This is a genomic window from Streptomyces sp. BK208, from assembly GCF_004364245.1.
Lineage (GTDB): Bacteria > Actinomycetota > Actinomycetes > Streptomycetales > Streptomycetaceae > Streptomyces.
Window position 1 is genome coordinate 457,427 of record NZ_SOAV01000002.1, and the last position, 19,806, is coordinate 477,232.

General features: G+C 70.2%; 16 protein-coding genes and 2 tRNA genes. 14 read left to right on the forward strand and 4 right to left on the reverse strand.

Translation table 11 applies throughout. The features are described from left to right. Positions 1 to 12 precede the first annotated feature (12 nt). Positions 13 to 1,302 (reverse strand): GNAT family N-acetyltransferase, encoded by a 1,290-nt coding sequence (locus EV562_RS06640; protein ID WP_133885714.1) that lies wholly within the window; start codon positions 1,300 to 1,302, stop codon positions 13 to 15. A 156-nt stretch (positions 1,303 to 1,458) separates the two neighbouring features. On the opposite strand from EV562_RS06640, the gene EV562_RS06645 reads away from it, so the two are divergent. Both EV562_RS06645 and EV562_RS06650 read left to right on the forward strand, forming a co-directional pair. Continuing rightward, a complete protein-coding gene (locus EV562_RS06645) occupies positions 1,459 to 2,646 on the forward strand; it encodes a PP2C family protein-serine/threonine phosphatase (protein WP_133885715.1) in 1,188 nt (395 codons plus the stop codon). Positions 2,647 to 2,671: 25 nt separating this feature from the next. Further along, positions 2,672 to 3,139 carry an HD domain-containing protein gene (locus EV562_RS06650; protein ID WP_133885716.1) on the forward strand — a complete coding sequence of 156 codons (468 nt, stop codon included), beginning with the start codon at positions 2,672 to 2,674 and terminating at the stop codon, positions 3,137 to 3,139. Positions 3,140 to 3,149: 10 nt separating this feature from the next. Here the strand turns inward: EV562_RS06650 and EV562_RS06655 are convergent, their stop codons facing one another. Further along, complete coding sequence (locus tag EV562_RS06655) at positions 3,150 to 4,394, reverse strand: acyltransferase family protein (RefSeq protein WP_133885717.1); 1,245 nt, start codon at positions 4,392 to 4,394, stop codon at positions 3,150 to 3,152. A 688-nt stretch (positions 4,395 to 5,082) separates the two neighbouring features. Here EV562_RS06655 and EV562_RS06660 point away from each other — a divergent pair. Continuing rightward, complete coding sequence (locus tag EV562_RS06660; RefSeq protein ID WP_007449834.1) at positions 5,083 to 5,277, forward strand: hypothetical protein; 195 nt, start codon at positions 5,083 to 5,085, stop codon at positions 5,275 to 5,277. Positions 5,278 to 5,332: 55 nt separating this feature from the next. Here the strand turns inward: EV562_RS06660 and EV562_RS06665 are convergent. Beyond that, positions 5,333 to 5,403: transfer RNA gene (locus EV562_RS06665), tRNA-Gly, on the reverse strand. A 162-nt stretch (positions 5,404 to 5,565) separates the two neighbouring features. Between EV562_RS06665 and EV562_RS06670 the strand changes: the two genes are divergently transcribed. The 5 genes from EV562_RS06670 (at position 5,566) to clpX (ending at position 10,474) form a co-directional block, all read left to right on the forward strand. After that, a tRNA-Pro gene (locus EV562_RS06670) sits at positions 5,566 to 5,642 on the forward strand. Between the two features lie 204 nt (positions 5,643 to 5,846). Continuing rightward, complete coding sequence (gene tig, locus EV562_RS06675) at positions 5,847 to 7,250, forward strand: trigger factor (RefSeq protein ID WP_133885718.1); 1,404 nt, start codon at positions 5,847 to 5,849, stop codon at positions 7,248 to 7,250. Positions 7,251 to 7,635: 385 nt separating this feature from the next. Further along, positions 7,636 to 8,241 (forward strand): ATP-dependent Clp protease proteolytic subunit, encoded by a 606-nt coding sequence (locus tag EV562_RS06680; RefSeq protein ID WP_166661663.1) that lies wholly within the window; start codon positions 7,636 to 7,638, stop codon positions 8,239 to 8,241. Between the two features lie 50 nt (positions 8,242 to 8,291). After that, on the forward strand, positions 8,292 to 8,996 hold the full coding sequence (locus EV562_RS06685) for an ATP-dependent Clp protease proteolytic subunit (protein WP_133885720.1): 705 nt from the start codon (positions 8,292 to 8,294) through the stop codon (positions 8,994 to 8,996). A 191-nt stretch (positions 8,997 to 9,187) separates the two neighbouring features. Next, positions 9,188 to 10,474 carry an ATP-dependent Clp protease ATP-binding subunit ClpX gene (clpX, locus tag EV562_RS06690; protein WP_133885721.1) on the forward strand — a complete coding sequence of 429 codons (1,287 nt, stop codon included), beginning with the start codon at positions 9,188 to 9,190 and terminating at the stop codon, positions 10,472 to 10,474. 76 nt (positions 10,475 to 10,550) lie between these two features. Here clpX and EV562_RS06695 read toward each other — a convergent pair whose 3' ends face one another. Further along, complete coding sequence (locus tag EV562_RS06695; protein WP_133885722.1) at positions 10,551 to 11,552, reverse strand: hypothetical protein; 1,002 nt, start codon at positions 11,550 to 11,552, stop codon at positions 10,551 to 10,553. Positions 11,553 to 11,689: 137 nt separating this feature from the next. Here EV562_RS06695 and EV562_RS06700 point away from each other — a divergent pair, with 137 nt between their 5' ends. The 6 genes from EV562_RS06700 (at position 11,690) to mreC (ending at position 19,797) form a co-directional block, all read left to right on the forward strand. After that, positions 11,690 to 14,314 (forward strand): valine--tRNA ligase, encoded by a 2,625-nt coding sequence (locus tag EV562_RS06700; RefSeq protein WP_133885723.1) that lies wholly within the window; start codon positions 11,690 to 11,692, stop codon positions 14,312 to 14,314. Between the two features lie 160 nt (positions 14,315 to 14,474). Beyond that, entirely contained in the window at positions 14,475 to 15,989 is a 1,515-nt protein-coding gene (locus EV562_RS06705) for a folylpolyglutamate synthase/dihydrofolate synthase family protein (protein WP_133885724.1), read from the forward strand. A 6-nt stretch (positions 15,990 to 15,995) separates the two neighbouring features. Continuing rightward, positions 15,996 to 16,352: a DUF4233 domain-containing protein gene (locus EV562_RS06710; RefSeq protein ID WP_133885725.1), complete on the forward strand. Its 357-nt coding sequence runs from the start codon at positions 15,996 to 15,998 to the stop codon at positions 16,350 to 16,352. Positions 16,353 to 16,747: 395 nt separating this feature from the next. Then, positions 16,748 to 17,161: a nucleoside-diphosphate kinase gene (gene ndk / locus EV562_RS06715; RefSeq protein ID WP_133885726.1), complete on the forward strand. Its 414-nt coding sequence runs from the start codon at positions 16,748 to 16,750 to the stop codon at positions 17,159 to 17,161. 319 nt (positions 17,162 to 17,480) lie between these two features. Beyond that, the gene (locus tag EV562_RS06720) at positions 17,481 to 18,500 is read left to right on the forward strand and encodes a rod shape-determining protein (RefSeq protein ID WP_007449816.1); all 1,020 of its coding nucleotides are present in this window, start codon (positions 17,481 to 17,483) and stop codon (positions 18,498 to 18,500) included. 199 nt (positions 18,501 to 18,699) lie between these two features. Beyond that, positions 18,700 to 19,797, forward strand: a complete 1,098-nt coding sequence (mreC, locus tag EV562_RS06725) for a rod shape-determining protein MreC (protein WP_243859982.1) — start codon at positions 18,700 to 18,702, stop codon at positions 19,795 to 19,797. The last annotated feature ends 9 nt before the right edge of the window (positions 19,798 to 19,806 follow it).

Below are 19,806 nucleotides of genomic sequence, written 5' to 3' on the forward strand. Positions count from 1 at the left end.
CTCAGGACCCGCTCAGAACCCGTGCGGCAGCCACGGCGCCACGTCCGACCCGAACGCCACCGACGTCTCCGCCAGCGCCCCGGTCCGTACCTCACGCACCCGCCCGGCCGCCCCGAGCGCGCCGAGCCCGACACCGCCTAGGTACGCCGCTCCCAACTCCCGTACGGACAAGGCCAGATCCGCCGCGTCGGCCGTACGCTCGCAGGACGCCCCCTTGGCATCGCCGCTCAGCCGCCAACGCCCCGCGTTCCAGGGGCAGAAGGCGTCCTCGACCTCGAACACGACGTCCACCGGCGCCTGGTAGGTCCGCGCCGCGAGCGCCGCCCCCACGTCCACCAGCCGTACGTACAGCGCGTCCCGCAGCTCCGGCCGGCACCGCCGGATGTCGGACACCTGGTACTGCCACGCCTCGTCGACCGGCCGCCCCCGCACCGACAGCCTGGAGGTGAGGTCGATGTCGTACAGGAAGCGCCACAACGCCGCCTCGGTCGCCGCGTCGAGACCGGCCAGGCCGTCCAGGACCACCGTGCCCCCGGCCCCCTCGGGACCCCAGGCCGGCCGCACCCGGAAGCGCGCGAACCCGGTGACCTCGCCGTCCCGGCGGGCGATCACGCACTGCAGGGGCGAGGCGCCGTCCCGCCCGCTCTCCGGATCCAGCAGCGCCAGCCGGTCCCAGCCGGGCTGCCGGGCCAGCATCCCGGGCCGCCCCGGCACCAGCCGCGCGTACACCGCCTCACACGCGTCGAGCACGTCGGCGGGCGCCGCGTACCGCAGACGTACGTCATCCGTGCCCGGTGGCACCGACAGCCGGACCCGGCTCGTGTCGATCTCCGCGTGGAGCGCGAAGGTCGCGGCGCCGTACCCGAACCGGCCGTAGATCGCCGGCTCGGACGCCGTCAGTACCGCCAGCGGCTCGCCCCAGGACCGTACGTCGTCCAGCTGCCGGCGCATCATCGACGTCAGGACACCCCGGCGCCGGTGCGTGGCGGCGACGCTCACCATCGTCACGCCGGCGGCGGGAACCCGGGCGCCGCCCGGCACGGTCATCCCGAAGGCGAAGGCCCCCGCCGTTCCGACGCAGGCCTCACCGTCCCCGTCGCTCTCCCACACGCCGATCGACCGGTCGACCCGCGTCAGTTCCCGGAACAGCTCCAGTTCGTCGGCCGGCTCCGGGATCCCGCCGAAGGCCCGGATCAGCGACCCGTACCACGTGTCCCACTCCTCGCGCCGCAGCACCCGCGGCTCCGTCGTCCTCGTCGTCACGCCGTCGCCGCCCTCGTCCGTGATCCGTCCATACCGCATGCGTACCAGGGGCCGCCCGAGTCGGGCGAGGCAATTTCGGCAGGGTTGCGGCGCGCGAGCCGTTCGTGAAGTTCACTGTGAAGTCCGGCCCCGGACGGGGGACAAGTGGGACCTCCCGTGCCAAGCGGCCGGTCCGATGGATAGGGTCCCGAACTAATGGCAGCAGGACGACAGCGGCGCGCGGAAGCCGAGACGTTCACGGCCCGGTGGAAGAAGCAGTGGCACCGGGTCCGCGTCGGCGTGCGCCGGGCCGCCGTCGACTACTTCCGCGGCGACGGTTCGGACTGGATCGCGCTCGCCGGACTGCTGCTGACGATCCCCGTCATCGCCGCCACCACCATGGCCAACTCCGTGTGGTGCGCACCCTCCGCGCTGGTCGTCCCGATCGTCGCGGGCGGCCTGCTGCTGCGCCCGGCGAGCCTGCTCGGCCTGTACGCGGCGGCGGCCACCGCGCTGATCGTGGAGTCGGTGCAGCTCGGCCCCTACACCGAGGGCCCGTCCCGGGTCACCCCCGGCGCGGTCCTGGTCGTCGCGGCCTGCGGCTTCTTCGGGCTCCTCGTCGCCCAGTTCCGCAGCCGGGTCGGCGTGCCCTGGCGGCGTGGCGGCACCATGCTCTTCGACCTGCGCGAACGCATCCGCGTGCAGAGCAAGTTGCCGCAGCTGCCCAAGGGCTGGCACCGGGAGATGGCGCTGCGCCCGGCCGGCGGCCAGTCCTTCTCCGGCGACTTCGTCGTCGCCGCCCGCACCAACGGCGGCCGCACGCTGGAGGTCGTCCTCACCGACGTCTCCGGCAAGGGCATGGACGCGGCCTCGCGCGCGCTGCTGCTGTCCGGCGCCTTCGGCGGACTGCTGGGCAGCCTGCCCCCGCACGCCTTCCTGCCTGCCGCCAACGGCTATCTGCTCCGCCAGGACTGGGACGAGGGCTTCGCCACATCCATCCACCTGGTCCTGGACCTCGACTCCGGCGACTACGAGCTGTACTCCGCCGGGCATCCGCCGGGTCTCCAGCTCAGCGCCGGCACCGGCCGCTGGGAGGAGAAGTCGGCCGAGGGCCCGCTGCTCGGCGTGTACGACGGCGCGCAGTTCGACCAGGTGAAGGGAACGCTGCGGCCCGGCGACGTGCTGATGCTGTTCACGGACGGCCTGGTGGAGACCTCCGACCGGGACATCGCCGAGGGCATCGACCGTCTCACCGGCGAGGCCGACCGCTATGTCGCGGGCGGCTTCCACGGCGCGGCCTGGCACCTGATCGAGGCGGTGGCCAAGGACGTCAACGACGACCGGGCGCTGCTGCTGATCTGCCGGGAGGGGCCCACGGCCCATTCCGCGACGGCGACGGACTGAGGGTCAGCGCCCACATACTGGGCCCATGTCCCACGACTCCCCACCGCCCGCCCGGCCGCTCTCCCCGGCCGAGGTCGAGGCCACCGCACGCGCCGCCCACGCCGGGCAGACCGACAAGGCGGGCCGGCCGTACGCCGAACACCTGCGAGCCGTCGCCGAGGGCGTACGGGCGCGCGGCGGCGACGACGAGCAGATCGCGGCCGCCTGGCTGCACGACGCCGTCGAGGACGAGGCGCTGACCGAGCGCTGGCTGGACGAGGCGCCGCTGAGCCGCCGCACCAAGGACATCGTCCTCGCCCTCACCAAGCGCGCCGGGGAGCCGCCCGAGGCGTACGCCGCGCGGATCCTCGCCACGCCCGGTGCGGCACTGGTCAAGGAGGCGGACCTGGCGCACAACGCCGACCCCGCCCGGCTCGCCGTCCTCGACGAGGCGACCCGCACGCGACTGGCCGAGAAGTACGCGCGTATGCGCGCACTTCTCGGCCAGGAGTGACCCACGGGTCCTAGACGGAGACCTTCTCGCTGCTGCCGTTCGACACGGAGGCCGCGACGGCCGTGCCACGCGCCCCGGCGTGCTCCGCCCCGGCATGCTCCGCACGGGAGCGGTCCGTCCCGGCGGGACCGCGCTTCTCACGTCCCCGGGCGTCGCCGCCGGGATCCGGCTTGAAGGCCCAGTCCATCCTCGGTTCGACCACGTACCGCAGGACCCGCTGGACGGGCCTGGTACACAGCAGGGTCACGGCGGTGGCGCCGAGGACGGTGAGACCGATCTCGCCGAGCGGCCGGTCCAGGAAGGGCTGGTGGAACCAGCCGGTGTAGCTGCCCTCCTTCACCAGGAAGCCGTGCAGCAGGTAGCCGTAGATCGTGCCGGCGCCGAGGGCCGTGAACCACATGCGGCGGCCGGGCACCCAGGCGAAGAAGCACGCGGTCAGCACCACGGAGCAGCCGAAGAGCGCGAGCGTCAGGACGGGCCCGGACCACCAGGGGCCGCCGGTGTCCTGCACGGCGGCGTTGCGGTAGAACCAGCCGGTCTCCATGCGCGGCACCGACCACCAGCCGATCACCAGCGCCGCCGCGACCACCGGCACGGCCAGGATCCGCACCGAGCGGCGCCGCACCATCCGGAAGTGCTCGGGCCGCAGCACCAGACCCAGCACGAAGCACGGCAGGAACTGCAGCACGCGCTGCATGTTCAGGTCGTTGGAGATGGTGGGCGTGACGGAGGCGAGCGCGGCGATGCCCAGGGCGATCGGGAGCGGCCAGCGGACCGTCTGCCAGATGGGGGTGGTCAGCCGCCAGACGAACAGCGCGCACAGGAACCACAGGAGGTAGGTGGGGTCCAGCAGACTGAAGTCGCTCTGCGGGTCCTCGCTGACGCGGCGGTGCAGCGTGTAGGCGACCTCGAAGACGAGGTACGGGACGGCGACACCGGTGATCAGCCGCTTGACGCGCTTGGGGCTGAGATCGAAACTGCGCGAGAAGTAGCCGGAGATGACGATGAACGCCGGCATGTGGAACGTGTACAGGACCCGGTAGAGGGCCTCCACGGTCCGGTTCCCGTCCAGGATCTGCCCCCAGGCGTGGCCCACCCCGACCAACACGATGGCCAGGTACTTCGCGTTGTCGAAGAACGCGTCGCGCTGCCGGCCCGGCTGTGCACCGGGGGGCTGCCGGGCCTGCTGTGTCTGCTGGTCCGGTGGGGACGGCGACTTTCGGTCGTCGCCGTGAGGTCGCAGCGAGCCAGTCATGCAACCCCCCGCCGGGAACTCGGCGAGTGGTCACAGGACCTCGCTGCTCTGATGGGGGACGGGGCAGCGTAGAACATCTGAGGCACCCTAGCGTTCTCCGTGTGATTCCGTAAAACCCTCGACGTCATTCCTGCATTTCGGGTCTTGAGCGCGGTGTGCGTACGGTTCGTGTACCCCCGTATTACGGAAAATCGGCCCCGCCGTTCGCGTGACGGTGTCCACACCCCGTGCGTCGCCGCGCTCCTGAGCCGGTCCGAAGGCACCCGCCTTGTCATGACACATCACGACTAAACCACGCATAAGTCAGACGGGCGACTCCGCTGGAATGTCCGCTTCAATGCCCTTACGGGGCCCGCGGGTGATCCTGTGATCTCCCTGTGATGAACCTGTCGACGCTCTCGCCGATGTGTCCCCCGCGACAATTCGAATTACCTGCGAACGCGTTGTGTGGGCATGGAAACGAAGTCGCTGGAATTGCCCGTACGGGCGGTCCGTCGAAATGCTGTACGAGGCCCCGAGGCCGGGTGCGCCCGCGTGCGCCGGGGAGTGTGCCGCGGGGAAGACCGACCGGACGATGTGTCACCCGCCGCATGACCAAGCCCGGTTGGTGGCACGATGGTTCTGGCGGGGGTGTGCGGTGCCGCACCTCCGGGCCGGGAGAGCGGACCGACCTAGGGTGTGATCAGTTGTGGCCATTTCGCTGTCAGTGGTGCTGCTGTTGGCGATCATCCTGGTGGTGCTGCTGCGGGGAGGCTCCATCAAGGCGGGACCGGCGATCGTCGCGGTCCTCTTCGGCTTCTTCCTGGCCTCGACCGGCATGGCCGACGACATCCAGCGCTTCCTGGACTCGATAGCCGACATGGTCAACTCGATCCAGTTCTAGCCCGCACGAAGACCTCCGGCCCGATCCCTGGGGGACCGGGCCGGAGGCCTCTCGGAGCGGGCGACGGGAATCGAACCCGCGTAGCCAGTTTGGAAGACTGGGGCTCTACCATTGAGCTACGCCCGCACAGCAGGCGCCGCAGGTCGGTGACCGCGGCACTGCAGGCATCGTAGCGGGTCGTCACCCCTCACCGCACACCCCTTCCGGTCCGCGCCGGACCTTCAGGGACGCCCGGGAAAGTCTGCGGCCCCGGTGCCTGGCGGCATGTACCCTACGTGTCGCACCAGACGGGGTGTGGCGCAGCTTGGTAGCGCGTCCGCTTTGGGAGCGGAAGGCCGTGGGTTCAAATCCCGCCACCCCGACCATCGTCCCGCCGATCCGTCCCCCGGTCGCGCCGGCCGCCCGGCGGAGGACGGGTGATCGCCTTTTGGGCCGTGTAGTCGCTGCCGTTACTATGCAAGCTGCACGCCCGTGTGTCTCAGCGTATGAAGTCTCCGGGCGGCGAAATTTGCCGGACACTCTCTGGTTCCGGCAGAACCCAAGAAGTCAGCCACCAAGGAGACCGAACCGTGAAGAGCGCCGTGGAGACCCTGAACCCGACCCGGGTTCGGCTCACTGTCGAGGTGCCCTTCGAGGAGCTCAAGGACAGCCTCGACGCGGCGTACAAGAAGATCAACCAGCAGGTCACGGTGAAGGGCTTCCGCAAGGGCAAGATCCCGGCCCGGGTCATCGACCAGCGGTTCGGCCGCGGTGCGGTTCTGGAGGAGGCGGTCAACGACGCGCTTCCCAAGTTCTACACCGACGCGGTCAACGAGGCCGAGCTGAACCCGCTCGGCCAGCCCGAGGTCGACATCACGGAGCTGAAGGACGGCGAGACGCTGAACTTCACCGCCGAGGTCGACATCCGCCCCTCCATCGAGATCCCGGACTACTCCGGCATCGAGGTCGAGGTCGACGCCGTCGAGGTCACCGACGAGGACGTCGACAAGTCGGTGGAGCAGCTGCGCGAGCGCTTCGCCTCGACCTCCCCGGTCGAGCGCGCCGCCGCGGAGGGCGACGTGCTCACCGTCGACCTGCAGGCCAAGGTCGACGGCGAGGTCCTCGAGGACGGCGTCGCCGACGGTGTGTCCTACACCATCGGCTCCGGCGAGCTGCTGGACGGCATCGACGATGCCGTGAAGGGCCTGGAGGCCGGTGGCGAGACCACCTTCACCTCCGAGCTGAAGGGCGGCTCGGCGGCCGGCAAGGAGGCCGAGGTCACCGTCAAGGTCACCCAGGTCGCCGCGCGCGAGCTGCCCGAGCTGGACGACGACTTCGCCCAGCTCGCGTCGGAGTTCGACACGCTGGAGGAGCTGCGCGCCGACAGCCGCAAGCGCCTGGCCAACATGAAGCAGTACGACCAGGCCACGCAGGCTCAGGAGCGCGTCCTGGACAAGCTGCTCGACCTGGTCGAGGTCCCGGTCCCCGAGAAGCTCCTCGAGGACGAGATCAACACCCGTAAGCACAACCTCGAGCACCACCAGCTCGGCCAGATGGGTCTCGACCTCGAGAAGTACCTGGAGCTCCAGGGCAAGACCGCCGAGGAGTTCGAGACCGAGACCCGCGAGGCCGCGGTCAAGGGCATCAAGACCCAGTTCGTCCTCGACGAGCTGGTCAAGCGGGAGAACCTCAACGTCAGCCAGGAAGAGCTGACCGAGCACCTCATGCGCCGCGCCGCCTCCTCCGGCATGTCCCCCGACCAGTTCGCCCAGGCCGTCGTCGAGCAGGGCCAGGTCCCGCTCCTCGTCGGCGAGGTCGCCCGCGGCAAGGCCCTGGCCGCCGTGGTCGAGAAGGCCACGGTCAAGGACACCAACGGCGAGGTCGTCGACCTGGACGACGAGGAGGACGAGGAGACGGAGGCCCCCGAGGCCGCCGCCGAGTCCGCCGACGCCGAGAAGGCCGACGACAAGGCCGAGGAGAAGACCGAGGGCTGATCCCCCCTCGCGTCTCCCCAGACGGACGCGGAACGGGCCCCGGACGATCGACGCCGGGGCCCGTTCGGCATAGGGCCGGACAGCCCGCCAGAGGGCGCGGGGCCGTATCACTGCGCGGCTCCGCCGCATGGGCCCGACCGGCCACGGACGGCCCGTACCGGCGACGGACACCCACCGCAGGCGCGAGATCCCGCAACCGCACCACCGCGGAGCGCTACGCCCCCGGCGAACACCCGCGGAACCGGGATGGCACCGCAGGGTCACCGCGTTAGGGTCCATGAATACGAGGGCAGGGGAGTCCCCGAAAGCGGCTCCAGCCCCGCAGGGAAACGTGAGACGGCCCGGCGCCGTCGTAAGACGAGCAGGTGGATACGTGACGAATCTGATGCCCTCAGCCGCCGGCGAGCCCTCCATCGGTGGCGGCCTCGGCGACCAGGTCTACAACCGACTGCTCGGCGAGCGGATCATCTTCCTCGGCCAGCCGGTCGACGACGACATTGCCAACAAGATCACCGCACAGCTGCTGCTCCTTGCCGCCGACCCGGACAAGGACATCTTCCTGTACATCAACAGCCCGGGCGGCTCGATCACGGCCGGCATGGCGATCTACGACACCATGCAGTTCATCAAGAACGACGTGGTGACGATCGCGATGGGTCTCGCGGCCTCCATGGGACAGTTCCTGCTGAGCGCGGGCACTCCCGGCAAGCGTTTCGCGCTGCCGAACGCCGAGATCCTGATCCACCAGCCCTCCGCCGGTCTCGCCGGTTCGGCCTCGGACATCAAGATCCACGCCGAGCGGCTGCTGCACACCAAGAAGCGCATGGCGGAGCTCACGGCCCAGCACACCGGCCAGACGATCGAGCAGATCACCCGCGACTCGGACCGCGACCGCTGGTTCGACGCCTTCGAGGCCAAGGAGTACGGCCTCATCGACGACGTCATCCCCACGGCCGCCGGCATGCCGGGCGGCGGTGGCACGGGCGCCTGAGCCATCCCCCGCCCCGAGCCGACCGCCTCAGCCCCTTTACAGGAGACACTGTGAACGACTTCCCCGGCAGCGGCCTGTACGACCGCACGCAGGACCTGCGCGCCGCCGCCTCCCAGGGCCGCTACACCGGCCCGCAGGCCGAGTCCCGCTACGTGATCCCGCGCTTCGTCGAGCGCACCTCGCAGGGCGTGCGCGAGTACGACCCGTACGCGAAGCTCTTCGAGGAGCGCGTGATCTTCCTCGGCGTCCAGATCGACGACGCCTCCGCCAACGACGTCATGGCGCAGCTGCTGTGCCTGGAGTCGATGGACCCCGACCGTGACATCTCGGTCTACATCAACAGCCCCGGCGGCTCCTTCACCGCGCTCACGGCCATCTACGACACGATGCAGTACGTGAAGCCGGACATCCAGACGGTGTGCATGGGCCAGGCCGCGTCCGCCGCCGCCGTCCTGCTGGCCGCCGGCACCCCGGGCAAGCGCATGGCGCTGCCCAACGCCCGCGTGCTGATCCACCAGCCGTACAGCGAGACCGGCCGCGGCCAGGTCTCCGACCTGGAGATCGCCGCCAACGAGATCCTGCGGATGCGCTCGCAGCTGGAGGAGATGCTGGCCAAGCACTCCACCACGCCGGTCGACAAGATCCGCGAGGACATCGAGCGCGACAAGATCCTCACGGCCGAGGACGCGCTGAGCTACGGCCTGATCGACCAGATCATCACCACCCGGAAGATGGACAACTCCTCTCTCCGCTAGGCGGGAGGCTGTATCGTCTGCCGCTCCTTGGCACGGTTTGACGCGATTCACGTCAAAGGGAACCGTGCCAAGGGGGGCCCGGACGAGGGGCCCGGCAAGGTACCGTCGGACATAAGGCAGCACCAGGAGTCCGCCCGCCGTTGACGTGACGTCGACGACCGGGAGTCTCCCAGGCGAAGGGGAAGCACACCGTGGCACGCATCGGTGACGGCGGCGATCTGCTCAAGTGCTCGTTCTGCGGCAAGAGCCAGAAGCAGGTCAAGAAGCTCATCGCAGGGCCCGGTGTGTACATCTGCGACGAGTGCATCGACCTCTGCAACGAGATCATCGAGGAAGAGCTGGCGGAGACCAGCGAGGTGCGCTGGGAGGAGCTCCCCAAGCCCCGCGAGATCTACGAGTTCCTCGAGAGCTACGTGGTCGGCCAGGAGGCGGCCAAGAAGGCCCTCTCCGTCGCGGTGTACAACCACTACAAGCGGGTCCAGGCCGGTGAGAACGGCGGCGCCCAAGGCCGCGAGGACGCCATCGAGTTGGCGAAGTCCAACATCCTCCTGCTGGGACCCACGGGTTCCGGCAAGACCCTCCTCGCGCAGACCCTCGCCCGCATGCTGAACGTCCCGTTCGCGATCGCCGACGCCACGGCGCTCACCGAGGCGGGGTACGTCGGCGAGGACGTCGAGAACATCCTGCTGAAGCTGATCCAGGCCGCCGACTACGACGTCAAGAAGGCCGAGACCGGGATCATCTACATCGACGAGATCGACAAGGTCGCCCGCAAGAGTGAGAATCCCTCCATCACGCGCGACGTGTCGGGCGAGGGCGTCCAGCAGGCCCTGCTGAAGATCCTGGAAGGCACCACGGCGTCGGTCCCGCCGCAGGGCGGCCGCAAGCACCCGCACCAGGAGTTCATCCAGATCGACACGACGAACGTCCTGTTCATCGTCGGCGGCGCCTTCGCGGGCCTGGAGAAGATCATCGAGGGCCGGGCGGGCGCCAAGGGCATCGGCTTCGGCGCGCAGATCCGCTCCAAGCGGGAGATCGAGTCCAAGGACCAGTTCGAGCAGGTCATGCCGGAGGACCTGGTCAAGTTCGGCATGATCCCCGAGTTCATCGGCCGGCTGCCCGTCATCACCTCGGTCCACAACCTCGACCGCGAGGCACTCCTCCAGATCCTGGTCGAGCCGCGCAACGCGCTCGTCAAGCAGTACGAGCGCCTCTTCGAACTCGACGGCGTCGAGCTGGACTTCGAGCGCGGCGCCCTGGAGGCCATCGCCGACCAGGCCATCCTCCGCCAGACCGGCGCGCGCGGCCTGCGGGCCATCATGGAGGAGGTCCTCCAGGGCGTGATGTACGAGGTCCCGTCCCGCAAGGACGTCGCCCGCGTCGTCATCACCGCCGACGTGGTCCTCTCCAACGTCAACCCGACGCTGATCCCGCGCGACGCGCGGGGCCGTGGCCCGGGCGAGCAGAAGACGGCGTAGCGCGCACGCGGCACATGTGCGGAGGGGCCCGGTCGATCATCGACCGGGCCCCTCCCGCATACGTGGCCGGTGCGCGTCAGGCCTTGACGCGGACCTCGCCCCGCAGCTTCGTCGTGATGTCGACCGCGGTGTCCTTGCTCACGCCGGTACCGGAGTTGTCACCGGGGGAGACCATGGCGATCGTGCTGTAGTCGGCCCAGGCGCAGAACCAGTCGGTCGACTCCTTCTTGGTGAGCGCGTTGGTGGCCTTCGTCGACTGGCACTTGGCGACGGCGCCGTCGATCTCGACCTCCTCGGGGTCGCCGACCAGCTTGGCGTTCTGCATGCCGCCGGTGTCGCTGGTGGAGCTCTCCTCGACTTCCTTCTGGATGTTCGCGAAGAACTTGTCCAGCGTCGCCTGCGGGTCGTCGATCTTGCCGTAACCGCCCACCATGGTGAAGCCCTTGGCGGTCAGCAGCTCCGACTTGTCGGGCAGGGTGGAGGGGTCCTCGGGGTCGTACTCGCTGAAGTCGGCGGTCGACCACTGCCCGATCACGGCGGCCCCGTCCTTGACGCCGCTCTTCGTCATGTCCTTGGCGGTGTCGGAGTCGCTGCTCTCCTGGCCCTGGACCTTCTTGTACTCGCCCAGCGCCGTCGCCGGCGTGGTCAGCTTGTGCGCGCCGTCGTCCTCCAGGCCGCCCGCGCCACCGCCGCCGCCGATCACGAAGTAGGCCCCCACGCCGATCGCCGCCACGACGGCGACCGCGCCGATGATCAGGCCGGCCTTCTTCTTGCCGCCGCCCGACGCCGGCGGCTGCGGCGCGCCGTACGGCTGCTGGCCGTAAGGGGGCTGCTGACCGTACGGAGGCTGCTGGCCGTAGGGAGGCTGCTGGCCGTAGGGGGGAGTCTGCGGCGGGACGCCGCCCTGCTGGGGCTGCTGCGGGTAGCCGTAGCCCGGCTGCGGGGGAGGCGTCTGCTGGGGGTAGCCGTAGCCGGGCTGGGGGGCCTGCGGCGGCTGCTGGCCATACGGCCCCGGCTGGCCGTACGGTCCGGGCTGCTGGGGCTGCCCGCCGTACGGGCCCGGCTGGTTGTGACTCATTCCTGGGTTCCCCTCCAGATGCTTACGTGGTTCTGACATCCTCACCCAGACCTGGCGTGCGCAGGTCACCGGGGGCCGCACCGTTACAGAGGAAACGGGTTTCGGGACAGGGCCGTGACGCCCGTAAACTGACCCCCGTGACCGAGAACTCTCAGCAGCCGCAGCCCGCACCCGACACCGAACTGCCGACCCAGTACACGCCGGCCGAGGTAGAGGGGCAGCTGTACGAGCGCTGGGTGGAACGGGGTTACTTCGAGGCCGACGCGAAGAGCGAGAAGCCGCCCTACACCGTCGTCATCCCGCCGCCGAACGTCACGGGCAGCCTGCACCTCGGGCACGCCTTCGAGCACACGCTCATCGACGCCCTGACCCGCCGCAAGCGCATGCAGGGGTACGAGACGCTGTGGCAGCCCGGCATGGACCACGCCGGCATCGCCACGCAGAACGTGGTCGAGCGCGAGCTGGGCAAGGAGGGCAAGTCCCGCCACGACCTCGGCCGGGAGGCGTTCGTCGAGCGCGTCTGGCAGTGGAAGGCCGAGTCCGGCGGCCAGATCAGCGGCCAGATGCGCCGCCTCGGCGACGCCGTCGCCTGGTCCCGTGAGCGCTTCACCATGGACGAGGGCCTCTCGCAGGCCGTCCAGACCATCTTCAAGCGGCTCTACGACGACGAGCTGATCTACCGCGCCGAGCGCATCATCAACTGGTGCCCGCGCTGCCTGACCGCGATCTCCGACATCGAGGTCGAGTACCAGGACGACGACGGCGAGCTGGTCTCCATGACGTACGGGGAGGGTGACGAGACCATCGTCGTCGCCACCACCCGCGCGGAGACGATGCTCGGTGACACGGCCGTCGCCGTCCACCCCGAGGACGAGCGCTACAAGCACCTGGTCGGCAAGCTCATCAAGCTGCCGCTGACCGACCGTTCCATCCCGGTCGTCGCCGACGAGCACGTCGACCCCGAGTTCGGCACCGGCGCCGTCAAGGTGACGCCCGCCCACGACCCGAACGACTTCGAGATCGGCCAGCGGCACGCCCTGCCCTCCATCGCCGTGATGGACGAGCACGCCGTCATCACCGCCCACGGCCCCTTCCAGGGCCTGGACCGGCTGGAGGCCCGCTCCGCCATCGTCGCCGCGCTGCGCGCCGAGGGCCGGATCGTCGCCGAGAAGCGGCCCTACGTCCACAGCGTCGGCCACTGCTCGCGCTGCAAGACCACCATCGAGCCGCGCCTGTCCATGCAGTGGTGGGTCAAGGTCGGCCCGCTGGCCAAGGCCGCCGGTGACGCCGTCCGCGACGGCAAGGTCAAGATCCACCCGCAGGAGATGGAGAAGCGGTACTTCGACTGGGTCGACAACCTCCACGACTGGTGCATCTCGCGCCAGCTGTGGTGGGGCCACCGCATCCCCGTCTGGTACGGCCCCGAGGGCGAGGTCGTCTGCGTCGGCCCCGGCGAGGAGCCGCCGAGCGGCGAGGGCTGGCACCAGGACTCCGACGTCCTGGACACCTGGTTCTCCTCCGGCCTGTGGCCCTTCTCCACGCTCGGCTGGCCCGAGCAGACCGAGTCGCTCGCGAAGTTCTACCCGAACTCCGTCCTGGTCACCGGCTACGACATCCTCTTCTTCTGGGTCGCCCGGATGATGATGTTCGGCCTCTACGCGATGGACGGCACCCCGCCGTTCCACACCATCGCCCTGCACGGCATGGTCCGTGACCAGAACGGCAAGAAGATGTCCAAGTCCTTCGGGAACGTGGTGAACCCGCTGGACTGGATGGACAAGTACGGCTCCGACGCCCTGCGCTTCACCCTCGCCCGCGGCGCCAACCCGGGCGTCGACGTCCCGATCGGCGAGGACTGGGTCCAGGGTTCGCGGAACTTCGCCAACAAGATCTGGAACGCCACCCGCTTCGCGCTGATGAACGGCGCGACGGTCGAGGGCCCGCTGCCGGACGCCTCGCGGATGTCGTCCACGGACCGGTGGATCCTCTCCCGGCTCAACTCGGTGGTCGCCGAGGTCGACGCGTACTACGAGGACTACCAGTTCGCGAAGCTCTCCGACGCCCTGTTCCACTTCGCCTGGGACGAGGTCTTCGACTGGTACGTCGAGCTGTCCAAGACCACCTTCCAGGCGGGCGGCGAGGCGGCCGAGGTCTCCCAGCGCGTCCTGGGCGAGGTCCTGGACGTGACGCTGCGTCTCCTCCACCCGGTGGTCCCCTTCGTCACGGAGACCCTCTGGACCACCCTCACCGGCGGTGAGTCGGTCGTCATCGCCGAGTGGCCGTCCGACTCGGGCTTCCGGGACGCGGAGGCCGAGCGGGAGATCGAGACCGTCCAGTCGGTGATCACCGAGGTCCGCCGCTTCCGCGCCGACCAGGGCCTCCAGCCCGGCCAGCGGGTTCCCGCCCGGCTGACCCTCGGGGGCAGCGCGCTCGCCGCCCACGAGGCGGCCGTCCGGCAGCTGCTGCGGCTCCAGCCGGAGGGCGAGTCCTTCACGGCGACGGCGACGCTGCCGGTCGCGGGCGTCGAGGTGGCCCTCGACCTGTCCGGCGTCATCGACTTCGCCGCCGAGCGCAAGCGGCTGGCGAAGGACCTCGCGGCGGCGGAGAAGGAGAAGGCCCAGGCCAACGCCAAGCTCGGCAACGAGGCGTTCCTCGCCAAGGCGCCGGACCACGTCGTGGACAAGATCCGGGGCCGCCTCGCCAAGGCGGACGAGGACATCGCCCGTATCCAGGCCCAGCTCGAGAAGCTGCCGGAGGCGTAACGCCCGTGCGTCGACGAAGGTCCCCGGAGCGTTCCTGCGCCGGGGGCCTTCGTCATCCAGGGACGCGGGGCCGTATCGATGTGCGGCTCCGCCGCCGGCGCGACTGCCCGCGGCGGCGGGCACGACCGGCCGCGGAGAGCGGGTACGTAGACTGGGCCCCGTGAGCGACATCCCCGGCGAGAACGACCAGCCCGACCCCCTCGACTCCTTCGACGAGATCATCGACGCGGAGACCACCCGCGACCCCGACCTCGCCGTCATCGAGGCCGGCAGCCGCACCCTGCGCACCCAGGGCGGCCCCCCGCAGGCGGACGTCCCCGGGCGCCCCGAGGACCCCGAGGTGGACGCGGCCCTGCGCGCCGTGGAGACGGAGCTGGCGACCCGCTGGGGCGAGACCAAGCTGGAGCCGTCCGTCAGCAGGATCGCCGCGCTGATGGACGTGCTGGGGGAGCCGCAGCGCTCGTACCCCTCGATCCACATCACGGGGACCAACGGCAAGACCTCCACCGCCCGCATGATCGAGGCCCTGCTCGGCGCCTTCGAGCTGCGCACCGGCCGGTACACCTCGCCGCACGTGCAGTCGGTCACCGAGCGGATCAGCCTGGACGGGGCGCCGGTCTCCGCCGAGCGGTTCATCGAGACGTACCAGGACATCAAGCCGTACGTCGAGATGGTCGACGCGCAGCAGGAGTACCGGCTGTCGTTCTTCGAGGTGCTCACCGCCATGGCGTACGCGGCCTTCGCCGACGCGCCCGTGGACGTGGCCGTCGTCGAGGTCGGGATGGGCGGCTCCTGGGACGCCACCAACGTCGTCGACGGGGACGTCGCCGTCGTCACCCCCATCGACCTGGACCACACCGACCGGCTCGGGGAGACGCCCGGCGAGATCGCGGTCGAGAAGTCCGGCATCGTCAAGCAGGACGCCACCGTGATCCTGGCCCAGCAGCCGGTGGACGCGGCGCAGGTGATGCTGAAGAAGGCCGTGGACGTCAACGCCACGGTGGCCCGGGAAGGGCTGGAGTTCGGCGTCGTCGCCCGCGAGGTCGCCGTCGGCGGGCAGCTGATGACGCTGCGCGGGCTCGGCGGCGAGTACACCGAGGTCTACCTGCCGCTGCACGGCGCCCACCAGGCGCACAACGCGGTGGTCGCGCTGGCCGCCGTCGAGGCGTTCTTCGGCGTCGGCGCGCAGCGTCCCGAGCCGCTGGACGTCGACACGGTCCGCAAGGCCTTCGCCTCCGTGGCCTCGCCGGGGCGGATGGAGGTGGTGCGGCGCTCGCCGACCGTGGTCCTCGACGCCGCGCACAACCCGGCGGGCGCCCGGGTGACCGCCGAGGCGGTCGGGGAGGCCTTCCAGTTCAGCCGGCTCATCGGCGTGGTCGGCGCCAGCGGCGACAAGAACGTGCGGGGGCTGCTGGAAGCCTTCGAGCCGGTCTTCGCCGAGGTCGTCGTCACCCAGAACTCCAGCCACCGCGCGATGGACGCCGACGCGCTGGCCGCGATCGCCGTCGAGGTCTTCGGCGAGGACCGCGTGCAGGTGGAGCCGCGGCTGCCGGACGCCCTGGAGGCCGCGATCACGCTGGCCGAGGAGGAGGGCGAGTTCGCGGGCGGCGGTGTGCTCGTCACCGGTTCCGTCATCACCGTCGGCGAGGCCCGACTGCTCCTCGGGAGGGGCTGAGAAACCGTGCGTACGCTCTGTGCTTCGACCTTGATCGGCGAGTTCTTCGTGATCGGCTTCGCCGGACTGGTCGCCATGAAGGACCCGGACCTGTCGGTGGCGACCGTGTGGACCGTCAGCGGTATCGCGATGTTCCTCAGCGTGCTGCTGTGCGGGGTCATCACCCGGCCGGGCGGCGTCGCCCTCGGCTGGGCGCTGCAGGTCGCGCTCATCGCCGCCGGCATCGTCGTGCCGACCATGTACTTCCTGGGCGCGATCTTCGCCGCCCTGTGGTGGGCCTCCGTGCACTACGGACGGAAGATCGACGAGGCGAAGGCGAGGTTCGCCGCCCAGGCCGAGGCCTCCGCGCCCGACCCCGCCTGACAGGGCGGGCTCAGCCCGACAGGGCGGGCTCTGGCGGGCACGACGGGCTCTGGCGGGCTCTGGCGGGCACGGCGGGCCCCGCCTGACACGGCGGGCCTTGGCGGGCACGGCGGGCCCTGGCGGACACGGCGAGACCTGGCGGGCACGGGGGCCTTGGCGGGCACGGCGGGCTCTGCCCGACACGGCGGGCCCCGTCCGACGTGGCGGCCCCTCGACGCGCCCGGCGCCGCCAGGCGCCGACAGACCCCGCCCGGCCGTGGCCGACGGGACGGCCGGTCCCGGCACGGCGGGGGAGGGCCGGCCCCGGTCCGCCTGACGCTGCGTGACCGGCGTCGCGACACGCCCGGTAACCTCAGTCATCACCCGCACAACCGCACCTCTCCAAGGGAGCCCTCGTGACCCAGCGCAGCCTCGTCCTCCTCAAGCCCGACGCCGTCCGTCGTGGCCTGACCGGCGAGATCATCAGCCGTATCGAGCGCAAGGCCGGCTGGCAGATCACCGCGCTGGAACTGCGCACCCTGGACACCGAGACGCTGGAGCAGCACTACGGCGAGCACAAGGGCAAGCCGTTCTACGAGCCGCTGGTCGAGTTCATGGCGTCCGGGCCGGTCGTGGCGATGGTCGTCGAGGGCGAGCGGGTCATCGAGGGCGTGCGCGCGCTGGCCGGTCCGACCGACCCGATCGCCGCCGCCCCCGGCTCCATCCGGGGCGACTACGGCGTGATCGTCCGCGAGAACCTGATCCACGCCTCCGACTCCGAGGAGTCCGCCGAGCGCGAGCTGAAGATCTTCTTCCCGGGCCGGGCCTGATCCTCCTCCGGGACACGCCGGAGAGGCCTTTTTTCTGACGCGCTGTCAGTCGAATGGACCGGACGGAGCCGGGGCGGTCGCGCAAAAGCGACCGCCCTGTGGCATATGCGCGCCTGTTCGGGGGAACGGATGCCACCGTTGGCCCGTCTCCACGAGCGAGGCGGCGCGCCATCTGCTGACAATGGCGAAGACCCTCGCGCAGTGTTCGCGAAAGCGCGTCTACCATGGAAGCCTCCACGCGTCACTGCACCCACTTCGCCTACCTGAAAAGCCCTCAAAAGCTCCTGGGAAGGCCAGTCGAATCCTGATGGGGAACTCAATGTCGTTCATCGGCCGTGACATGGCTGTCGACCTCGGGACCGCCAACACGCTGGTGTACGTCAGGGGTCGCGGGATCGTACTCAACGAGCCGTCCGTCGTCGCGATCAACACCAACACCGGTGGCATCCTCGCGGTCGGCGCCGAAGCGAAGAAGATGATCGGGCGCACGCCCGGCAACATCGTTGCCGTGCGTCCGCTGAAGGACGGCGTCATCGCCGACTTCGAGATCACCGAGCGGATGCTCCGCTACTTCATCCTGAAGATCCACAAGCGGCGGTATCTGGCTCGTCCGCGGGTCGTCGTCTGTGTGCCCTCGGGCATCACCGGCGTCGAGCGCCGCGCCGTCATCGAGGCGTCGTCCCAGGCCGGCGCCCGACAGGTGCACATCATCGAGGAACCCATGGCCGCGGCCATCGGCTCCGGCCTGCCGGTCCACGAGGCCACGGGCAACATGGTGGTGGACATCGGCGGCGGCACCACGGAGGTCGCGGTCATCTCGCTCGGCGGCATCGTCACGGCCCAGTCCATCCGCGTCGCGGGTGACGAGCTGGACAACGCGATCATCCAGCACGTGAAGAAGGAGTACAGCCTTCTGCTGGGTGAGCGCACGGCCGAACAGATCAAGATCACGATCGGCTCGGCGTACGACCTCGACTCCGACGAGCACACCGAAATCCGCGGCCGGGACCTCGTCTCCGGGCTGCCCAAGACCGTCGTCATCTCCGCCGCCGAAGTGCGCAAGGCGATCGAGGAGCCGGTCAACGCGATCGTCGACGCCGTCAAGACCACCCTCGACAAGTGTCCGCCGGAGCTGTCCGGCGACATCATGGACCGGGGCATCGTCCTGACCGGCGGCGGCGCGCTGCTGCGCGGGCTCGACGAACGGCTGCGCCGGGAGACCGGAATGCCGATCCACATCGCCGAGGACCCGCTCGACAGCGTGGCGCTCGGCAGCGGCAAGTGCGTCGAGGAGTTCGAGGCACTCCAGCAGGTGCTGGACGCCTCGCCCCGCAGATGACGTAACACTTCGGCTCCGCCGTACGAGACGATCTCCTCTCGTGCGGCGGATCGTTGATATAGAGGGTTGTGGTGCCGGCGTGTGCGAAGGGCCCGGCGCGCCGCACACGCCAGGCACACCGAATCACCTGAATTCCTGAACACTGCCACGTACATTCCGAGATTCCCGAATTCCGACGAGGAAGGCACGGCCGCCGCACGTGAGGGACACGAAAGAGAGCCGGCTGCTCCTGGTGCTGCTGATCGCCATCGCGTTCGCGCTGATCACGGTGGACATCCGCGGCGGGGAGGACTCACCGGTCGACGGTGCCCGGCAGGCCGCGGCCAACGTCTTCGGTCCGATCGAGAACGGGGTCTCCTCCGCGGTCGACCCGGTCGGCAACGCGGTCTCCGCGATCCGCGACTCCGGCGACCGGCACGACCGGCTCGCCGAACTGGAGACGCAGAACGCGGCCCTGAAGGCGAAGCTCGGCAGCGACGAGCGCGGCCGCAGCCGGCTCAAGCAGTTCGACAAGATGCTCGGACTCGCCGGCGCCGGCCAGTACGGCATCAAGGGCGCCCAGGTCATCGCCATAGGAGCGGCCCAGGGCTTCTCCTGGACCATCACCATCGACGCCGGCGCGAGCGACGGCATCGAGCGCGACATGACCGTCATCAACGGCGACGGACTCGTCGGCCGCGTGACCACCGTCGGCCCGAACACCGCCACCGTGCTCCTCGCCAACGACCCGGACTTCACCGTCGGCACCCGGCTGGAGTCCGGTGACGAGCTCGGCTTCGCCTCCGGCCAGGGCAGCCGCCCGCTGCGCGTCGAACTGCTCAACGGCAAGGCCGACGTCAAGAAGGGCGACCGCCTCGTCACCTTCGGCTCGCAGGCCGACAAGCCCTTCGTGCCGGGCGTGCCCGTCGGCACCATCACCCGCGTCGACCCCAACGGCGGCGACCTGACCCGGATCCTCGACGTCACGCCGTTCGTCGGCTTCACCAAGCTCGACATCGTCGGCGTCGTCGTCCAGGCCCCGGCCAAGGACCCGCGCGACACGGTCCTCCCGGAGAAGAAGCAGCCCAAGCCCACGCCGACCGTGACGGTCACCGTCACCCCGGGTGCCGACCCCGAGGGGCAGGCACAGGACGGCGAGGCCGGCCGGAACGACGAGGCCGGGCAGAACGACGCCACGGGTCAGAACGACGCCACCGGCCAGACGGATCAGACCGGCCAGACCGGCCAGACCGGCCAGACCGGCCAGACCGACCGGACCGGCCAGGCAGACCAGCAGAACGAGCAGACCGAGCCGTAGGAGCCTTCA